The 17,332-nt window shown below is 34.8% G+C and carries 20 protein-coding genes; 5 read left to right on the forward strand and 15 right to left on the reverse strand.

Annotation, left to right across the window (positions count from 1 at the left end; genetic code table 11):
* Positions 1 to 3 precede the first annotated feature (3 nt).
* Positions 4 to 840: an MBL fold metallo-hydrolase gene (locus H8B04_RS02315; RefSeq protein WP_190301318.1), complete on the forward strand. Its 837-nt coding sequence runs from the start codon at positions 4 to 6 to the stop codon at positions 838 to 840.
* 24 nt (positions 841 to 864) lie between these two features.
* Here H8B04_RS02315 and H8B04_RS02320 read toward each other — a convergent pair whose 3' ends face one another.
* The 5 genes from H8B04_RS02320 to H8B04_RS02340 form a co-directional block, all read right to left on the reverse strand.
* Positions 865 to 1,932 carry a serine hydrolase domain-containing protein gene (locus tag H8B04_RS02320; protein WP_190301319.1) on the reverse strand — a complete coding sequence of 356 codons (1,068 nt, stop codon included), beginning with the start codon at positions 1,930 to 1,932 and terminating at the stop codon, positions 865 to 867.
* 1 nt (position 1,933) lies between these two features.
* Positions 1,934 to 2,368: an FKBP-type peptidyl-prolyl cis-trans isomerase gene (locus H8B04_RS02325; RefSeq protein WP_190301320.1), complete on the reverse strand. Its 435-nt coding sequence runs from the start codon at positions 2,366 to 2,368 to the stop codon at positions 1,934 to 1,936.
* 64 nt (positions 2,369 to 2,432) lie between these two features.
* Positions 2,433 to 2,792, reverse strand: a complete 360-nt coding sequence (locus H8B04_RS02330) for a YkvA family protein (RefSeq protein ID WP_165289632.1) — start codon at positions 2,790 to 2,792, stop codon at positions 2,433 to 2,435.
* 51 nt (positions 2,793 to 2,843) lie between these two features.
* On the reverse strand, positions 2,844 to 3,845 hold the full coding sequence (locus H8B04_RS02335; protein WP_190301321.1) for a tetratricopeptide repeat protein: 1,002 nt from the start codon (positions 3,843 to 3,845) through the stop codon (positions 2,844 to 2,846).
* 12 nt (positions 3,846 to 3,857) lie between these two features.
* On the reverse strand, positions 3,858 to 4,607 hold the full coding sequence (locus tag H8B04_RS02340) for a C40 family peptidase (RefSeq protein ID WP_190301322.1): 750 nt from the start codon (positions 4,605 to 4,607) through the stop codon (positions 3,858 to 3,860).
* Positions 4,608 to 4,692: 85 nt separating this feature from the next.
* Between H8B04_RS02340 and H8B04_RS02345 the strand changes: the two genes are divergently transcribed.
* Positions 4,693 to 5,154, forward strand: coding sequence for a universal stress protein (locus tag H8B04_RS02345; RefSeq protein WP_165289629.1), 462 nt, complete (start codon positions 4,693 to 4,695; stop codon positions 5,152 to 5,154).
* Here H8B04_RS02345 and H8B04_RS02350 read toward each other — a convergent pair.
* The 5 genes from H8B04_RS02350 to H8B04_RS02370 form a co-directional block, all read right to left on the reverse strand.
* A complete protein-coding gene (locus tag H8B04_RS02350; RefSeq protein WP_190301323.1) occupies positions 5,151 to 6,329 on the reverse strand; it encodes an RsmB/NOP family class I SAM-dependent RNA methyltransferase in 1,179 nt (392 codons plus the stop codon). The genes H8B04_RS02345 and H8B04_RS02350 overlap by 4 nt on opposite strands.
* 5 nt (positions 6,330 to 6,334) lie before the next feature.
* Entirely contained in the window at positions 6,335 to 7,639 is a 1,305-nt protein-coding gene (locus H8B04_RS02355; RefSeq protein WP_190301324.1) for an ABC transporter substrate-binding protein, read from the reverse strand.
* Complete coding sequence (gene guaA, locus H8B04_RS02360; protein ID WP_190301325.1) at positions 7,596 to 9,146, reverse strand: glutamine-hydrolyzing GMP synthase; 1,551 nt, start codon at positions 9,144 to 9,146, stop codon at positions 7,596 to 7,598. The genes H8B04_RS02355 and guaA overlap by 44 nt, the downstream gene beginning before the upstream one ends.
* Before the next feature lie 75 nt (positions 9,147 to 9,221).
* Complete coding sequence (locus H8B04_RS02365) at positions 9,222 to 10,025, reverse strand: S1/P1 nuclease (protein ID WP_165289625.1); 804 nt, start codon at positions 10,023 to 10,025, stop codon at positions 9,222 to 9,224.
* Positions 10,026 to 10,032: 7 nt separating this feature from the next.
* Complete coding sequence (locus H8B04_RS02370) at positions 10,033 to 10,497, reverse strand: DUF4268 domain-containing protein (protein WP_165289624.1); 465 nt, start codon at positions 10,495 to 10,497, stop codon at positions 10,033 to 10,035.
* An 81-nt stretch (positions 10,498 to 10,578) separates the two neighbouring features.
* Here H8B04_RS02370 and H8B04_RS02375 point away from each other — a divergent pair, with 81 nt between their 5' ends.
* Entirely contained in the window at positions 10,579 to 11,112 is a 534-nt protein-coding gene (locus H8B04_RS02375; protein WP_165289623.1) for a lipocalin family protein, read from the forward strand.
* On the opposite strand, the gene H8B04_RS02380 is transcribed toward H8B04_RS02375, so the two are convergent.
* Both H8B04_RS02380 and H8B04_RS02385 read right to left on the reverse strand, forming a co-directional pair.
* Positions 11,113 to 11,439, reverse strand: coding sequence for a hypothetical protein (locus H8B04_RS02380; RefSeq protein WP_190301326.1), 327 nt, complete (start codon positions 11,437 to 11,439; stop codon positions 11,113 to 11,115).
* Between the two features lie 41 nt (positions 11,440 to 11,480).
* Positions 11,481 to 12,797, reverse strand: a complete 1,317-nt coding sequence (locus H8B04_RS02385) for an OmpA family protein (protein ID WP_190301327.1) — start codon at positions 12,795 to 12,797, stop codon at positions 11,481 to 11,483.
* 132 nt (positions 12,798 to 12,929) lie between these two features.
* Between H8B04_RS02385 and H8B04_RS02390 the strand changes: the two genes are divergently transcribed.
* Positions 12,930 to 14,339, forward strand: a complete 1,410-nt coding sequence (locus H8B04_RS02390) for an alkaline phosphatase (RefSeq protein WP_190301328.1) — start codon at positions 12,930 to 12,932, stop codon at positions 14,337 to 14,339.
* A 57-nt stretch (positions 14,340 to 14,396) separates the two neighbouring features.
* On the opposite strand, the gene H8B04_RS02395 is transcribed toward H8B04_RS02390, so the two are convergent.
* Positions 14,397 to 14,924: an adenine phosphoribosyltransferase gene (locus H8B04_RS02395; protein WP_165289619.1), complete on the reverse strand. Its 528-nt coding sequence runs from the start codon at positions 14,922 to 14,924 to the stop codon at positions 14,397 to 14,399.
* Entirely contained in the window at positions 14,925 to 15,842 is a 918-nt protein-coding gene (locus tag H8B04_RS02400) for a ComEA family DNA-binding protein (RefSeq protein WP_190301329.1), read from the reverse strand. It abuts the gene before it with no gap.
* A 92-nt stretch (positions 15,843 to 15,934) separates the two neighbouring features.
* On the opposite strand from H8B04_RS02400, the gene H8B04_RS02405 reads away from it, so the two are divergent.
* Positions 15,935 to 16,543 (forward strand): polysaccharide deacetylase family protein, encoded by a 609-nt coding sequence (locus H8B04_RS02405; RefSeq protein ID WP_190301330.1) that lies wholly within the window; start codon positions 15,935 to 15,937, stop codon positions 16,541 to 16,543.
* Here H8B04_RS02405 and H8B04_RS02410 read toward each other — a convergent pair.
* Entirely contained in the window at positions 16,540 to 17,331 is a 792-nt protein-coding gene (locus tag H8B04_RS02410) for a DUF4249 family protein (protein WP_165289616.1), read from the reverse strand. The two genes, H8B04_RS02405 and H8B04_RS02410, sit on opposite strands and share 4 nt — an antisense overlap.
* Position 17,332 lies beyond the last annotated feature (1 nt).

The following is a 17,332-nucleotide window of genomic DNA, read 5'->3' on the forward strand; positions in this document are numbered from 1 at the left end:
AAGATGAAATTATATACTATTGACACAGGTTTCTTTAAACTGGATGGTGGGGCGATGTTTGGTGTAGTACCCAAATCATTGTGGCAACGTACAAATCCTGCTGATGCCAACAACCTTTGTACATGGGCAAATAGACTGTTGCTAATTGAAGATGGGAACAGACTAACACTAGTCGATACCGCATTGGGTGATAAGCAAGACGCCAAATTTTTCGGTCATTATTATCTGCATGGAGACGATACATTAGATAAGTCATTAGCTAAATTTGGTTTTCATCGGGACGATATAACGGATGTATTTTTGACCCATCTTCACTTTGATCATTGTGGTGGAGCTATCAAAATGCAAGGTGAACGTTTTATTCCAGCTTTTAAAAATGCCAAATTTTGGAGTAATGAAAAGCATTGGAATTGGGCAACAATAGATCCTAATCCAAGAGAAAAAGCTTCTTTTCTAAAAGAAAACATTCTTCCAATTCAAGAATCGGGTCAACTTAATTTCATCCAGGAAGGTCAATCGTATGCCGATGATATTCAAGTTCGTTATGCATACGGACATACAGAAGCCATGATGTTACCGCAAATTCAATATAAAGGGAAAACAATTCTCTATATGGCAGATCTATTGCCTTCAGTGGGTCACATTCCCCTTCCCTATGTGATGAGTTATGATGTGCGCCCTTTAGTCACGATGGAAGAAAGAAAATCCTATTGGCAAGAAGCGGTCGATAATGAATATATATTGTTTTTTGAGCATGATCCTGTAAATGAATGCTGTACTTTACAACAAACCGAAAAAGGAATTCGCGTAAAAGATATTTTTAAATTATCTGACATATAAAAGGGAGCTAGATCTAGCTTCCTTTTATATATCTCCATTATACACTTTATTCAACCATAAAAATAAAGACTCCTTAATATTTGGGATTATTATATTCTCGTCCTTCATTGCTATTTCCCATACTTTCACAATATACTTATCATCACGATTTGTAAATAAAGCTATAATTAAATCATGCTGCGGTTGAAAAAGCATAATATTATGAAAGCCAATACTTTCACCAGAATGAAATAAAGTTAAATTTCCATCTTCAGATTTGGTAAAGAAAAACCCTAAACTATAATATACCTCATCTTTTACTGGAACTTTGTATGTTTCTAAGTCCTTAAAGAACCTTGCACTCAAAAGCGGATTTTTCTTACCAAGCCATTTCCCAAAATCATCTGCAGAAATGTATACGCCTCCATCCCCACGCGTTGCAGAAGTAATGCTTTGGTCCGCAAATTGAAAAACAGAATCTTTAGGATGATATCCAAATGCTCTTCGTTCGAAACCATGTGAAGCAGATATTTGAGCATCTTGCATTCCTAAATAGTTAAAAATTCGTGTTCGACAAAAGTCTTCAAAAGGTTGTTTGCTCACTCTTTCAACGACTAGAGATAATAGACAATATGCCGTATTACTATATTGAAATTGAGTTCCAGGCTCAAAATATACCGTATCCAAATTTTGAATCAATTTTAACACATCTGCATCAGATAATTGCATCTTTTGCGAAGTAGGGATTACATTTTCATAATCGACCAACCCCGAGGTATGGTTTAGTAAATGTTGTATTTGAATCTTTTTACAGGAGACTGGAAGTTCTGGAAAAATATTTCTAATTGGAGTATCAAAGTTTAATTTTTCATCTTGAATCAAAAGATACACGGCCATTGCCGTGAATTGCTTGCTGACAGAAGCCATTCGAAATCGAGTTTCGTTCGTAATAAGAATACTTTTTTCAAGATGAGCATAGCCTTGTGCTATTGTCCTGAATTCTTGGCCTTTCTTAATGGATAGAATTCCTCCAGGACTTTCATTCAATGATGTTTGTCCGAACAGCATGCTAGACAATACGAAACTCATTGCGGTAGCTATAATTCTTCTCATACTAAAGAATAGAAATTAACTCCATTTCGAATATAAGTGTACAATTTCCTCCATTTGTAGGAGTCAAAGCCTCAAAACCATATGCTAAATGAGCAGGTATAAATAATTTCCATTTACTTCCAACGGGCATTAAAGTCAAAGCTTCTTGCCATCCTCTAATGAGTTCATGTACAAAAAAAGATTCTGGACGTTTTCTTTTGTAAGAACTATCAAATACTTCACCATTCAGCAATTGACCTTTGTAATGACATAATACTTTATCTTTTTTGGTTGGAATTTTTCCAGTTCCTTCTTGTAAAATTTCATATTGCAGTCCTGATGGCAAACTAATTACGGTTTCTTTTTCCGCATTCTGATTTAAAAACAGTTCACCTTCAGCTAGATTTTTAGCAGCTAGATCTTTTATTTTCTTAAGGTAGGCATTTGACTTTGACATACTGTAAAAATAAAAGAAAAAGCCGTATAGTGTAATATACGGCTCTAAATTTTAAGTTTTATTATTAAATACTTGCTGTCTCGATTTTGTAGCGTTTGAGCTCCTCAGATAATTTGCTCAACGCATATCCGACAATTGTCACATCATCCAACCAGCCTAATACAGGTATAATATCTGGAATCGCGTCTATTGGTGAAACCACATAAATAATGGTTGCGACGATAATAGAAGCATTCCAAGCATTGACTTTATATTTACCAGCCATGATATCTTTGGCCATATTGACCAAAACCTTGAAATCATTCATCTTATCATTCAAGTGCAGAGCTTTAGCGTCTGCCTTGTTCAAATCGTCTGAAGTCAATTGATGTGCTTTGTAAGCACTGAATAACTTAAACGCTTTTTTTAAATAAGTTTGTTTCATTTACAGATTTGTTTTCGATTAGACAGCAGGGATAACCAATAGTTTAAATTACTAATCTTCCTCCTCTAATTCTTCAAATTTAGCGAAGTCTGCCTCCGCTCCTGCTCTATCCCCAACTTTTTCGAGCAATGTCCCACGATATTGGTACAAATCTGAATAATAAGGATTTAATTGAATAGCAGAAGTGTAATCAGCTATGGCTTCTTCCCAATTTTCTGTTTTTTCGTAAATATCGGCACGCAAAACATAGGCATAAAAGTCATCTGCATTTTGTGAAATAATTTGCGAATAATCCGCTATAGCTTTATCAAACTGTTCCAATTGTTCGAACAATTGAGCTCGCTCTTCATAAATTGCTGTATTTTGATTATCCACTTGCAACGCTGCATCAAAATCTTTTAAGGCCGCATCATATTCCTTAATAGCAGCATATAATTTTGCACGATATAAATAAGCATCTAATGAGGGGTTCGTCTCCAAAACTAAATTCAAATCTGATAGTGCTTTATCATACTGCAACACATACATATATATAGCTGCTCGTGATATTAGAATCGTCGTATCATTATTCAAAACAAACCCTTTAGAATAATCGCTTATTGCTTCGGCATAATTAAAATGTTGCACCTGTAGCATAGCCCGATTAATAAGTAGTTGGGCATTATCAGGCTGTACTACCAAACTTTTTGTAATCTCCAAAAGTTCTTCTGATTCCAACATCTCACCTTGGTTTTCTAACCATTCTAAATAATGATGATAATTGAAGTCCATTCTTTTAGCGACTTGATAATCGTAAAAAGAACTTTCGTCATCGCCATTGAATCGATGTAAAATAGAACGACAAGCGTAGAAGAAAGGTTGTTCTGGGAATAAGGAAATAGCTTTGCTATAGCTTTGTAAAGCCTCGGTATATTGTTTGTTTAAGACAAAGTCATACGCCTCTTTCGCGATTTTAATAACATCCGATTCTTCAGTTGAAGGATTTACAGCTGCGCTGAAAGGAAATAATTGTGAACTTGCTAGTATATAATAGTTATTCGCTTGTAAAGTCATGGAAATATAAATTTAAAAGTAACGTTTTACAATGCGTAGGTTGTGTGTATAACGATTCAATTCAGCATTGAATATACCTTGGCTATCCATTTTGTCAATTCTGACACGTCCTGAAGCATGAATAATAGTTTCGCTGTCAATCATAACACCGACATGAGTTATTTTACCAGCTTCATTATCAAAGAATGCTAAATCTCCAGCCTTAATTTCTGTCAAAAAATCAACTGTTATTCCGCTTTCAGCTTGCTGATAAGCATCCCGAAGCAACGATACTCCAAAATGTCTATAAACAACCTGACTAAATCCTGAACAATCAATTCCGAAAATAGATCTTCCACCCCACATATAAGGTGTATTTACGTAGTACTGAATAAGTTTTGGAAATTCCGTTTCAAAATCAGCTAAGGTAGTTTCGCGCAATGCACCTACAATAGTATAATGTTCTTCACCAATATTAAGGGTATTGCCGGTAATTGCCGTTCCATGCAGTAGATTTACTGTTCTGGAATCGCTTGTTGCTTTAGCGCCATAGATGTCTACAATCACATTTTTATTGACTCCAGCTAATATTACTGGTGCAAATTGATGCTTTTGAATCCATCCTTCATATTTTGATTCCAAAAGCCGAATGCGTGTAAAGTCTATTCCCTCTTCTAGTATTTCAAAATTCTCTCCAAATAATACCTGACTAACTATTTCACTTCGATGCGAAGATTCAGCTCTTAATGGCACTATACTGAGGTTGCATGCGTAAATACTCATGTGCGTTTATTGTTTAAAACATTAAGACGTTTTCAATTGTTTTGATACTACGAAGATACTTTTAAATCAATTAAATATTACAGATATGAAAAAATTTCGTCGAATATTGTTGGCAGTTGATGAATCACCTTGTACAGATAAAATTGTTAATTACACAAAAGATTTGATTGCTAATGAAGAAGTTTCTATTGCTCTTCTTACCGTTATACCCCCAACTAGTCCTTCCACATACGGTGCTGACCCGCTATTGGGACAGCAACCTATATTAGTGCCAGAAATTACCGAGATTCAACAAAATACAGCGGAACAGTACGTTGCTAAAGTGGCTAATGAATTCCAATCTATTGCTGAAGTATTTACTTACACTCGCATTGGGAATATAAAAGAGGAAATACTTCTTTTAGCAAGCGAATGGTCTGCTGACCTTATTGTCATGGGAACTAATGGCAGATCAGGTTTCGATCACTTTATATCGGGTAGTGTTTCAGAGTCTGTAATCCGAAAAGCTAATGTCCCAGTACTAGTAGTTCCGATCAATTGCAGTTAACGCATACGAATTAAGCGTGCAGCAAACATACTATCGGCTTTATTTTCATATCCTTTTATCAATTCCATTTTTTCAATTTTGAAACCAAATTGATCGACTAAATAGTTCACGACTTGTTCATTTTCATCTGCATAAACGGAGCAAGTCATATAAATTAATGGTTTGCCTATTTTCAGATGTTTTACCACATTAGAAGCTATTTTCTTTTGTAAATCAGAAAATTCTTGCAGTTTTTGTTTAGAAAATTGCTGAATCATTTCGGGAGTACGCCCCCAGGTCCCTGAACCAGAACAAGGTACATCTAAAATAATTCCGTCAAATTCCTCTTTACCTAATATAGTTGTAGTATCTAATGTTAAGTCTAATACTTTTTGACGTTTCGGTGAAGCGAGTTTAGCTTTATCAAAACGATCATTTAGATTTCTTAAAATGGAGAGTCTAATATCAGATACCAAAAGGTCTACTTTAGGGTATTTATCTAAAAACATCAACGCTTTACCTCCTGATGCAGCGCAGGCATCCCACCATTTTTCAGCAGAAGAGGCTTCCATGAAAGATATAGTTTTTTGTGAAGACAAATCTTGAACTTCATGTTTTCCTTCCAACTTCGAAAAATCTTGCAAACGAAATCCATTGGGAAGAGCTAGTGTATTAGGATTAAGCTCTTTGAAAGCTATCCCTTTTTCTTTCAAAGAAGAAGAAACTAAGAGTTCATTTCCGCGCTTAATTCGAATAAATAAATCAGGCTGTACAAAATGACTCCTCACAAAACTTTCTTTTTCTACACTTTCTGATAAATGGTCTAACAGCGGAAAAACTTCTTTCCAATCCAAATTGATTTTAGATTGAAGATGGTTTAATTTATATTCCAGGGATTCTGAACTGAATTCAGCCAAGCCTGGATAATGTAATGCCAATAACGAAGACTCTACTTCGCAAAGATATTCTGCAAAGCATAATTTATCTAAAAGATTAGCATCTTTTAATGCATTTCCAAGACGAAAATAATTGTAAATAAAACGAGAGGTCATCTTTCTATCAGATGACCCCATTTGTTTATTTTCTTTAAAAAATCGTGTCAGATATCGAGATAAGGGCTCGTTGTAGTTATATCCACTCAGTGCTCTTTCGAAATTGCGAAAATGTTGAGCTACACGTTTTTCATTTATTGCCATAGAATTTATTGTAATTGGAATGTACCGTGCATGTATTCTTTATAGTTTACAGCTTCGTTGGTAAATCCCCAATTGTCGTGATATTCGAATTTATACGTATTGAACAATCCGTTATAAGATTCTCCAGTTAATTTTGACTTCAAATTGTTTACACCATATCTGTCAATAAGTTTACCGAAGTAGACTGCGACATCATATCCTTTATATGATTGATCAGATGGCAATACACCAAATTTTTGTCTGTAAGATTCTCTAAAGTTACGCGCTGTATTCGTCCACGCTTTAAAATTACTTTCTGTCGTAATAATAGGATGCAAACTATAGAAATTGCTGTGATTACTGAAATCAAAACGATCCCAAAGCGGATGACCGTACAACTTAATTGAATAAAAAGATTCAGCATTTTTTCTAGAAAGATTACTGATTAAATTATTCAACTGCGTTTTGTCCGTAGTACCACTTACCACCAAATTAGAGCCTGTTTGTGAAAGTTTCTCATTCAGCTGCGCTAATGTAGAAACAGAAATAATATTTACATTCGGCTTTTGCTCTTTAATTGCAGACAACATACCGTTCAAAAATTGTCTGCTATCATTGTCTGGTGTGTTGTAAATAATAATAATATCGCCCGTCATAAAATCATTTGCCACGCGTTTGGCTATTCCATTGGTATGTGATTTTATCGATGGTGTGATGGTCACCAGATTTTGCAACCCAAACTCGGAAGCGGGTGATGCCGCCAAAGGATTGATAATTAGCTTGTCCTTATTTATTAAATTATTACCAAAAGCTTTGATTTCTATTGGATAAACAGGGCCAACAATAATACCCGATTGTTCAATTTCTTCAGATGTAGCTAAAGTTGAATTGAAATAAGCATTATCCTTTGAATCAATAACTTTTAATTTATAAGGCTTAGAGTTTTTAGAGATTTCTTGAAGCCCCAATTGAAAACCTTGATAGAAATCTAAGGCTAAAGCAGATCTTTTTACATCATTCTCTTGAACGCCTAGAGCATTGATATTATCAAGCTGAAAAGGCAACAATAAAGCGATGCTTCTTTCAGCTGCAATTTTCTTTTCTTTCTCGGAAGCTGCTTTTTCTTCTGCTGCAGATTTCTCTTCCGCAACTTTAGCTGCATTAGTATCCGCACTACTTACCTGACCTGTATTAGAAGGCGCACGCAATACAGTACTTTTAGGAGCACACGCAGACACTCCTAAAAGTAAAGAAACAGCATATATAAAATAAGATTTTCTCAATTTCTTATTCCCACTCAATTGTTGCTGGTGGTTTTGAACTGATGTCATATACAACTCTGTTGATTCCTTTAACATGATTTATTATTTCATTCGAAATCTTAGCTAATAACTCATATGGTAAGTGAATCCAATCTGCTGTCATTCCGTCCAATGATCCTACAGCTCTCAACGCTACTACGTGTTCGTAAGTACGTTCATCGCCCATTACACCAACTGATTGTACAGGTAAAAAGATTGTTCCTGCTTGCCATACTTTATCGTACCAACCTGATTCCTTCAGATTACGGATATAAATATCATCAGCATCTTGCAAAATTCGTACCTTTTCTTCTGTGATATCACCTAAAATACGAATTCCTAGACCTGGACCTGGGAATGGATGTCTATTTAAGATATTAGGATCTACTTCCAAAGTTTTACCTACACGACGAACTTCATCTTTAAACAAGGTCTTTAAAGGCTCTATTACCTTCAATTTCATGTAGTCTGGTAAACCTCCTACGTTGTGATGAGATTTGATTGTAGCAGAAGGACCTTTGACAGAGATGGATTCAATAATATCAGGATAGATAGTACCTTGACCTAACCATTTCGCTTCAGCACCTTCTGGTAATTCTTTTTGAATATCTTTTGATGCCTGATCGAATACATCGATGAAAGCAGCACCAATAATTTTACGTTTAGCTTCTGGTTCTTTAACACCCTCAAGTTTGCTATAGAATAATTCTTTAGCATTCACACCTTTGATGTTTAAGCCCATATTTTTGTAAGAATCCAATACCTGTTCGTATTCATTCTTACGCAACAAACCGTGATCTACAAAGAAACAGTGTAATCTCTCACCTATTGCATGATGTAATAATACAGCAGCAACTGTTGAATCCACACCACCAGATAATGCCATGATAACATGATCATTACCTAATTGCTCTTTAAGTTCTGCTACAGTTGTCTCTACAAATGATTCAGAAGTCCAATCTTGCGAACAACGACATATATTTACTACGAAATTTTTGATTAATATCTGACCATCTGTACTATGAGTTACTTCTGGGTGAAATTGAATACCATAAGTTTTAGTACCTTCTACGTGGTAAGCTGCTACACGTACTTTGTCTGTACTTGCTATTACCTTGAAAGTGGCAGGAACTTCTTTAATAGTGTCTCCATGAGACATCCAAACTTGTGATTGTGCTGGAATACCTTTCAACAATTCATTAGAATCATCGACAAACTGTAAGTTTGCTCTACCATACTCACGAATTTCAGATGGCAAAACTTCGCCGCCCGATTGCTGTGCTAAATATTGTGCACCATAACAAACACCTAATAAAGGGAAACGTGATTGAATAGATTTATAGTCAATTTGAGGAGCATCCTCTTGACGTACGGAGTAAGGACTTCCAGAGAAAATAACGCCTTTTACGTTATCATCAAAATCAGGAACATTATTAAAAGGATGAATCTCACAATAAACATTCAGTTCTCTCACACGACGTGCAATCAACTGCGTGTATTGCGATCCAAAATCAAGGATAATAATTTTTTCAGACATAGTGCAAAGTTACAATTTAGATATTAATATTCGGAAAGCTATTTTTTACTAATTCCAATAAAGAATCGAGCTATATTATCCGTAAATTTCATTTAATTCTTTAGCAAGACGAATACCTGCTTTCAACAAAGCTTCTTCCATCGGATATTTGAAATCGTATATGTATTTATAGCTTAAGTTTGCATTATTCTCTACGTCAGCATAGATTTTATTAGATAATTCGTGGGTTTCGAATAAGGCTTGCTCAAAAGATACATCGTATTTTTTGTAGTAATCTTTAGCATAAACATCTAATACCGAAGCATACTCTGTAAAGCTGTATTTTTCATTATCTACTAAATCCGAATCCCAAACGCGGTGAATATTAGTTTTTCTACCAAAAAACATCACTTCAATCTTATTACCGCCTAAGTCTTCTGCTCTACCAACATGCATTGGCTGATGTGCGTCCGCGAATAAGTGAATGATATAGTAGAAATTATGCTGTTGTTGTTTCAATGGTAATTCTCTAGCATTTTTAGCTTCAGCTTTTACACGTAAATAAGACTTGTATAAGTTGTTTTCTGGTGAATTTTGCAATTCTTGGTTGAATTGTTCGAAAGTCAAATTACCTGGTGTATTAACAAAATGCCATGAACCTGTCGTATTCAAAGCGGGATCTGGATCTGACTTAATAAAATCTCCCCAGTTAGACCAATATGCAATCTTTTGATTACCTATTATTTTTTGAATATTCTTTTTAGCTTTTTTTGTTAAATGCTTTTCCGCAATTTCAGAAATAACACGGTGACCAGTCATACCCCATGCGCTTGCTTTTTCAATTTGACCGAAAATCAAACTTGCTGCTACGAGTAAAACTGCATTTATTTTGTTTTTCATATGATTATTATTTAAAAATTTCGAATGAATATTTTGCCATGGACCAAAACTCGTCCAATGCTATAAGACGCGGTTTGAAAAAACTAATCAAATCTGGCCATTGATCTTTATTAAAAATAGATATTTTCTGATTGTAGGAAGTTGAAATTCGTGCCGTTTGCTTTCCGCTTTCATCATAATACACTTCGTCCCACTCCCATTCCTCTTGAAGCGTATCGTGTAATATATGGCTCAATTCTTTAAATTGATCGAATATAAGTTGTCGTATGCTAGAATCAGGATGTGTGATTTCAATAAAGATATGCGCTGATTTATTGGTAGCATCCATACGAAAGTATAGATCTTTAACTCCAGTTTTGTAATTCACCCAGTTCACCTTATCGCCATCAGCTGAGGGCACTGCTGACATATATTGACCAAAGGTAGTCCAGAAATTTTCTTTTAAACGCTTAGCTTCTTCTTTTGAATACAAAACTTAAAATTTTTACAAAATTATAAAAATGGTTAAACTTTTGCAGTCACTATTTTGTTAAACTTAAAAGCTTACAAATTCATGGACAAGAAAAAATCATTGCTATTACTCACAGCAGCCGCCGCCGGCACAGTTATATACAACATTTGGAAACCCGTAAAATCAACTCTACCAGTTATTAAAGATTTTGAATTGGAAAAATATCTGGGAGAATGGTATGAAATTGCTCGTTTAGATTTCTTTTGGGAAAAAGGTTTGAAAAATGTGAAGGCTAACTATTCTTTGAACGAAGATGGAAGCATTAAAGTGATTAATTCAGGAGTGAAGATAAAGGATAATAAACTTAAACAAAGTGTTGGAAAAGCTAAATTTTTAGGGGAACCTAACGAAGGTGCTTTGAAAGTATCTTTTTTCGGTCCATTTTATTCAGGTTATAATATTATGCATATTGGGGGAAATTACGAATACGCATTGGTTTTCGGGGAAAATCTAGATTATATGTGGATTCTTTCTCGCACTAAAACGATTACACCTGAACTGCAAGCTAAATATTTAGAATATGCTAGAACAGCAGGTTATGCTGTAGAAGAATTAGTTTGGACAATTCAAGAATAATTAACTAAATATCTCTTGTACAATATTAAAATCCACTGAAGAATCTGAAGCTATTGCTTGGGAAATAAATTGAAGATGTTCTTCAGTAATTCTGTTACCAATTCCTTTGTTGTACAATGAAGTTAGAAAATAAGCATATTCTTGCTTTGTCTTTGCATCTATTAAATGGTTTTGAACATTGTAATTAATTAGTGTAGCTGCAAAAGCACCAAAATCTTCTATAGAGAATCGCTTAAATTTAGCATAGAATTTAAACATATACTTCTCAAAATCATTTTCTAACTGTTTACTTACTTCAAAATCCATCATATAAAAAAGGCATATCATTTTTGATGATATGCCTCAAAAGTAGTAAAAATTATACTATTTTATTTTCGAACGCTTACCGCTACTCTTCTATCTTTAGCTCTTTCGGCATCTGATGCACTAGCTGGGACAGATGCAAATTCCGAACCGTAACCTTCAGCATCATCTACTTGACTACCCAAACCTTTACTTTCCAAAAACGTTTTTACGGCTTCCGCTCTTTCTTCGGAGATTCTTTCATTGACCTCTTCATCACCAGTCTTATCCGTATAGCCTCCTATTTTTATTTTTGCGTCAGGAAATAAACGTAAAATAGCCGCAAGATTTTCTAATTGTTGTTGGCTTTCTGGTAGAACATTCGCGGTTCCAGTTTCAAAATTTAAATTATCAAAATCAAACCATTTTTCTTTTAGCTCATCCTCTGACAACGACTTATAGCCTGACTGTAGGAAAGCAATTAAATTCTCTTCTATTCCAGCTGGATATGCTTTCAACGAAGCTCCATCAGGAAGTTTAACATCTACATACGTACGACCTTCCTGAGCAAGAGGCTCATTAATAGCTGAAGTAGTATCCACATTATCGATAGAATCTCTTAAAATAGTCTCTCGTGTATCACCATCACAGCTTTTTCCAAAAAGCAACCACAATGCAATTATAATTATGGGAATTAATAGCCACCAATATCCTGCGCCTTTTTTCTCTTCTTCAATTCGTTCGGGTGTATGCACCACATCGGGTTGGCGAGGAGGAAGATTCACCGGTTCCCTAGGTATTGGTTCTGCAAGAACTGTTTCGTCTGACTTATCTGTTTCTTTTGGAATCTCCGTAGGTTTATCTGCTTGCGCAAATAAAGATCCAAATGCACCTAATCCTAATCCTGTAGGTAATGCAGCTGCAAATGCGGATTTATTTGCATTAAGAAGACTGCCTATAGAACTAGCATTCCAGTCCGACCCTTTATGTGTTAATCCCGAGATAACCGCAGGGAGGCTGGCTCCTAATAAACCGCTTACAGACTCACTTCGCAATCCAATATAAGATGCTATGGATTCTACAACCGTAGTCAATCGATCTCCAAATATAGAGGACAAAAGATTTTGTGTTTCAAACTTAGAGTTATCCGTACCAGAAGGTGTTCCAAAATAGTTTCCAAATAAATTATTAACATCGAAAGAACTAAACAGATGTTTAGCTGATGTTAAAATACTAGTTAATCCATCTCCTCCTTTACCTTGTAATCCTAAAAGTAAAGAGGGAACGGTCAATTCAACACCCTTTTCGACTTTTTCCGGCGATTCACCTAAGTTTGCACTTAGTTTGTTAATTACTTCAGATGTGAAGTATGACTTAACATTACTCAATAAATTACTTTCCATTTCGATTTAAATAGTTAACAGAGTAAACAACAAGTTAACTGAGCATTTGTTTGTTTTTAATATTTCTGTTACTTAACTTCTTATTAATATTACATCGCTTATATTTGGTTTATACAATTCAATTATTTAGTTATGAACTACAAATCTACATTTGCCTCTATCTTTCTCTTTTTATTTGTTATTGCATCTGGTTTTGCTCAGCCTAAGTACATTTTTTATCTTATAGGTGATGGAATGGGCCTTAATCATGTGAATTTGGCTGAAATTTATACAGCTGAAACTCAAGGTCGCATAGGCTACCAACCTTTAGTTCTTACACAATTTCCTCATGTGGGATTTGCATCCTCTAACTCCCTTACTCATGGCGTGACAGACTCTGGCGCAGGTGGTACTGCTTTGGCAGTGGGAAGAAAGACTAGAAATGGAAATATTGGTACGGACAGTCTTGGCATGACGCCTTATAAAAGTATTGCATTTGCGGCAAAAGAAAAAGGGCTTAAAGTTGGAATTACAACAAGTGTTAGTGTGGATCATGCTACGCCAGCTGCTTTTTATGCCCATCAGCCCAGCAGAAACAATTATTATGAAATCGCCTCAGAAATACCAAAGTCTGGGTTTGACCTATTTGCTGGAGCAGGTTTCTTAAAACCAACCACAACTCATGATAAAAATGAAGTCACTGATATTCATACTCAACTTGAAAAACAAGGGTATAAAATTGTACGAGGTAAAGATGCTTTATCAAAAGATATCTATGAAGGGAAAAATATTGTTTGGTTGAATAAAGAGTCTGAAGCCAAGGACGCGTTAAAATTTGCTATTGATCAAAAAGAAGACGATATGTCTTTAGAAGATATAACACGTGGTGCAATTAAGAAATTAAGCTATAAAAATGACAAAGGCTTTTTCTTAATGGTGGAAGGTGGTAAAATCGACTGGTCCGCGCATTCTAATGATGGCGCTACCACTTTGAAAGAGGTATTGGATTTTCATAAAACTATCAAAGCAGCCTATGAATTTTATTTAAAACACCCCAAAGAAACGCTGATTGTTGTTACTGCAGATCATGAAACAGGTGGGCTCTCTTTAGGAAATGGTTCATCTACTCTAAATACCATAGCATTAGGATACCAAAAAGTTTCACAAGGTACACTATCAACTTTAATTGGAAAACTACGTGAGACAAACTCTAATGCAACATGGGAAGATGTTAAAAATTTAATAGCAGAAAATACGGGATTATGGACAAAACTTAAGGTTCCAAGTTCAGATGAAAAGGAGATTAAAGAAGCTTATGAAAAAAGTTTTATCAATCATGAAAATGAAACTTCTAAAAGCTTATATGCCAATGATGATAAAATTGCATCACTTAGCGTAAAAGCATTAAATAAAATTGCAAGCTTAGGTTGGTCTTCTACAAATCATACGGCAGCATACGTACCAGTATTTGCGATTGGAGTAGGCGCTGAAATATTTAATTCCAAAATGGATAATACAGATATCCCTAAGAAAATAGCACAAGCGGCGAAATTGAATTTCTAAGGAATCTTTAATGCAATAAGAAAGGCAATGGTTTTAAATACAATTGCCTTTCTTATTTTAATATTTTACCAAAGATATTACATTCTCGCTAAATCGATGTAATCTTCCCTCTCCCTTCAAGAATTCTAAATTGATTACAAACGAAAATCCAGCAACTTTCCCCCCTAATTTCTCAATCAATTTTGAAGCGGCTACAACAGTTCCACCAGTAGCTAATAAATCATCATGAATCAAAACATGGGTTCCCTCTGCAAATGCATCATCGTGAATTTCAATAGTAGCTTGACCATACTCTAATTTATACGATTCTGAAATCGTTTTTGCAGGCAACTTACCTTGTTTACGAATCGGAACAAAAGGAATGTTTAATTTGTTGGCAAGCATTAGCCCAAATAGAAAACCTCTACTTTCTATACCTGCAACAACATCAATTTTTAAATCCTTGACTTGTTCAGCGAAAGCCTCTACTATTTCTGTACACAAATGAGCGTCTTTAAGAATGGGTGTAATATCTTTGAAGATGATTCCAGGCTGAGGAAAATCTGGTACGTCGCGAATTACCTCTTTTAACTTCTGTTCTAACATTTATTTAAACTCTAAATATGGCTCAATTTTACGCAAAAAATCTTTATCCAAGGCTTTGTTTTGTGTTAAATTGTCAAAATCTCTGAATGGACCGTGTTCATTTCTAAAATTTACTATTACTTGAGCCTGTTTTTTAGATATGTAAGGATGTTTTGCCAATTCCTCCGCGTTTAAATTATTGACATCGAGTTTTCTGACTTGGGCGTTGGACAATTTAAGATTACCTTTTATTAAATCAAATGTTTCTTCATTCAAGCCATACACTTCTTTTAATTGTTCTAACTGGTGAAATCCACCCAAAGCATCGCGAAATTTTATAATACGCGCAGACAAAACTATTCCAATACCTTTTAACCTTTTTAATTGTGTAGTATCTGTTGAATTCAGTTCTACCACCAATACTTTATCATTTGCGATTTTATCAGTTTTCGGAATGGTCCTTTCAGGAAATTTGGGATACTCATTAGCTTTACCCTCAATGACGATATACGGATACAATCTATCATAATCTTTTTCATAAATAGAATAGATTTTTTTCAAATCCTCTTTCTTGTAAAACTTTCCTCCTTTTGATATATAATTCTGAATTACTTTTATTTGCTTAGCAGAAAGTCCTAAGCGCTCCCATTCTTCTGGACCAATTGTATTTGGATTGAATTTGAAATAATGAATAGTTCTACTTGCAGCAGATCTTCTGGAATAATCTGGTTTTGAAAAATCAAATTCAGATTCCTTATCGTTTTCAATTTTTGTGTTATTCTCCTCTAACGTATAAAGTCGATGTTCAATTGGCTCCTCGGATTTAAAAGATCGGAAAAGAAATAATGTCACATTTACGAAAAGAACGAGCAAGCTTAACAATATAAAACCATTACGTTCTACTGTGGTAAATTGGAAATATTTGAAAAACTTAGCCATTAAAGTTAGAGTTGATTTTGCTAAAGCTTCAATTGATTGCCCTATTTTAGAATGATTACCTTAAATTTGCAAAATATTAATGTGATTTAAAAATGTATTTTGTCAACGCACCTTTTTTCCTAAGATGGTATTATCCGCAAGTAACTTGGAACAAATCAAGGGCATACAAAAAGCTTTTTCTCACTTTTGATGATGGTCCTATTCCCGAAATCACACCGTGGATTTTAGACACATTAGCCCAATATCAAATTAAAGCGACATTTTTTTGTGTTGGGGAAAATATTACGAAGCATCCTGAAATCTTCCAAAGATTGCTCGATGAAGGACATCGAATTGGTAATCATACCTACAACCACCTGAAAGGCTGGAAACACAGTGATGATGAATATGTAGACAATGTATACAAATGTCATCAGCTCACGCAATCCAATTTATTTCGTCCTCCTTATGCACGTGCTAAGAAGTCTCAATTGAACTTATTGTCCAAAGATTTTGAATTTATCTATTGGGATGTCTTGTCTGGAGATTTTGATCAAAGCATTACGCCTGAACAATGTTTTAGAAACATTATAAATTATAGTAAAAATGGCTCTATTATTGTTTTTCACGACAATATTAAAGCCATTCCTCGCGTGCAATACGCCTTACCTAAATCTATTGAATATTTTTTGGAAAGGGGCTATACGTTCGATATCCTTTAGTTTCCCTCTTCTTTAAACTTAATTCTAAATCCATATCGCTTTGCACTGCTGACGCTGAAATATCCTAAGGCGCCATTTGTTATATTGGATGTAGGATTTGCTGGAGCAGCACTTCCAGGATTAATAGAAAGCACTTCATTCCAATAATTGAAAACAGGTTTATCGATTATTTGTCTTTCGACAACTACCGTGTCACCCAAGAGAATCTCACTTTTGCTATCCGAAACTTGGTGTGTAACATACAAACCGTCATTGAATTTATCACTAAAAACACGACTAAATTCAAAATCCTTACCGTTTACAGAAATGTTGTACTTGTAATAATTAGGTGTATTTCTTGGATCTTCAAACTTTAATGTAACCGAATAAACTGTGTCAGAGAAGATTACATCTTCCATTATTCCTAAAGAGTCTACATCTACGTACGAATTCATATAAGATGACGATTCAAAAACCTCACCCTCAACCGAAACCTTTAGATTATACCTAGTTTTTGCTTTAGGCTGAAATGATGATTTATACAAACCATTTCCTACAGAGTTAAAAGTATACACTTTTCCTTTATCATCACTAACAGTTACGGTAGCGTTATCGATCGGCTTACTACGCACTGGCGCATCAAAAGCTACAGTTTGACTTACTCTAATGAATTGTTCAGAAGAAAGATCATTGAGATCCCCTTCTATTACATATTTTGGATTAGCTTCATTCAAATTCACTTGAATCAATTCCTCACACGAACTAAGTACAAAGAGTGTTAAAAGGGAATATATATAGAGAAATCTCATT

The sequence above is a fragment of the Sphingobacterium litopenaei genome, from assembly GCF_014692495.1.
Lineage (GTDB): Bacteria > Bacteroidota > Bacteroidia > Sphingobacteriales > Sphingobacteriaceae > Sphingobacterium > Sphingobacterium litopenaei.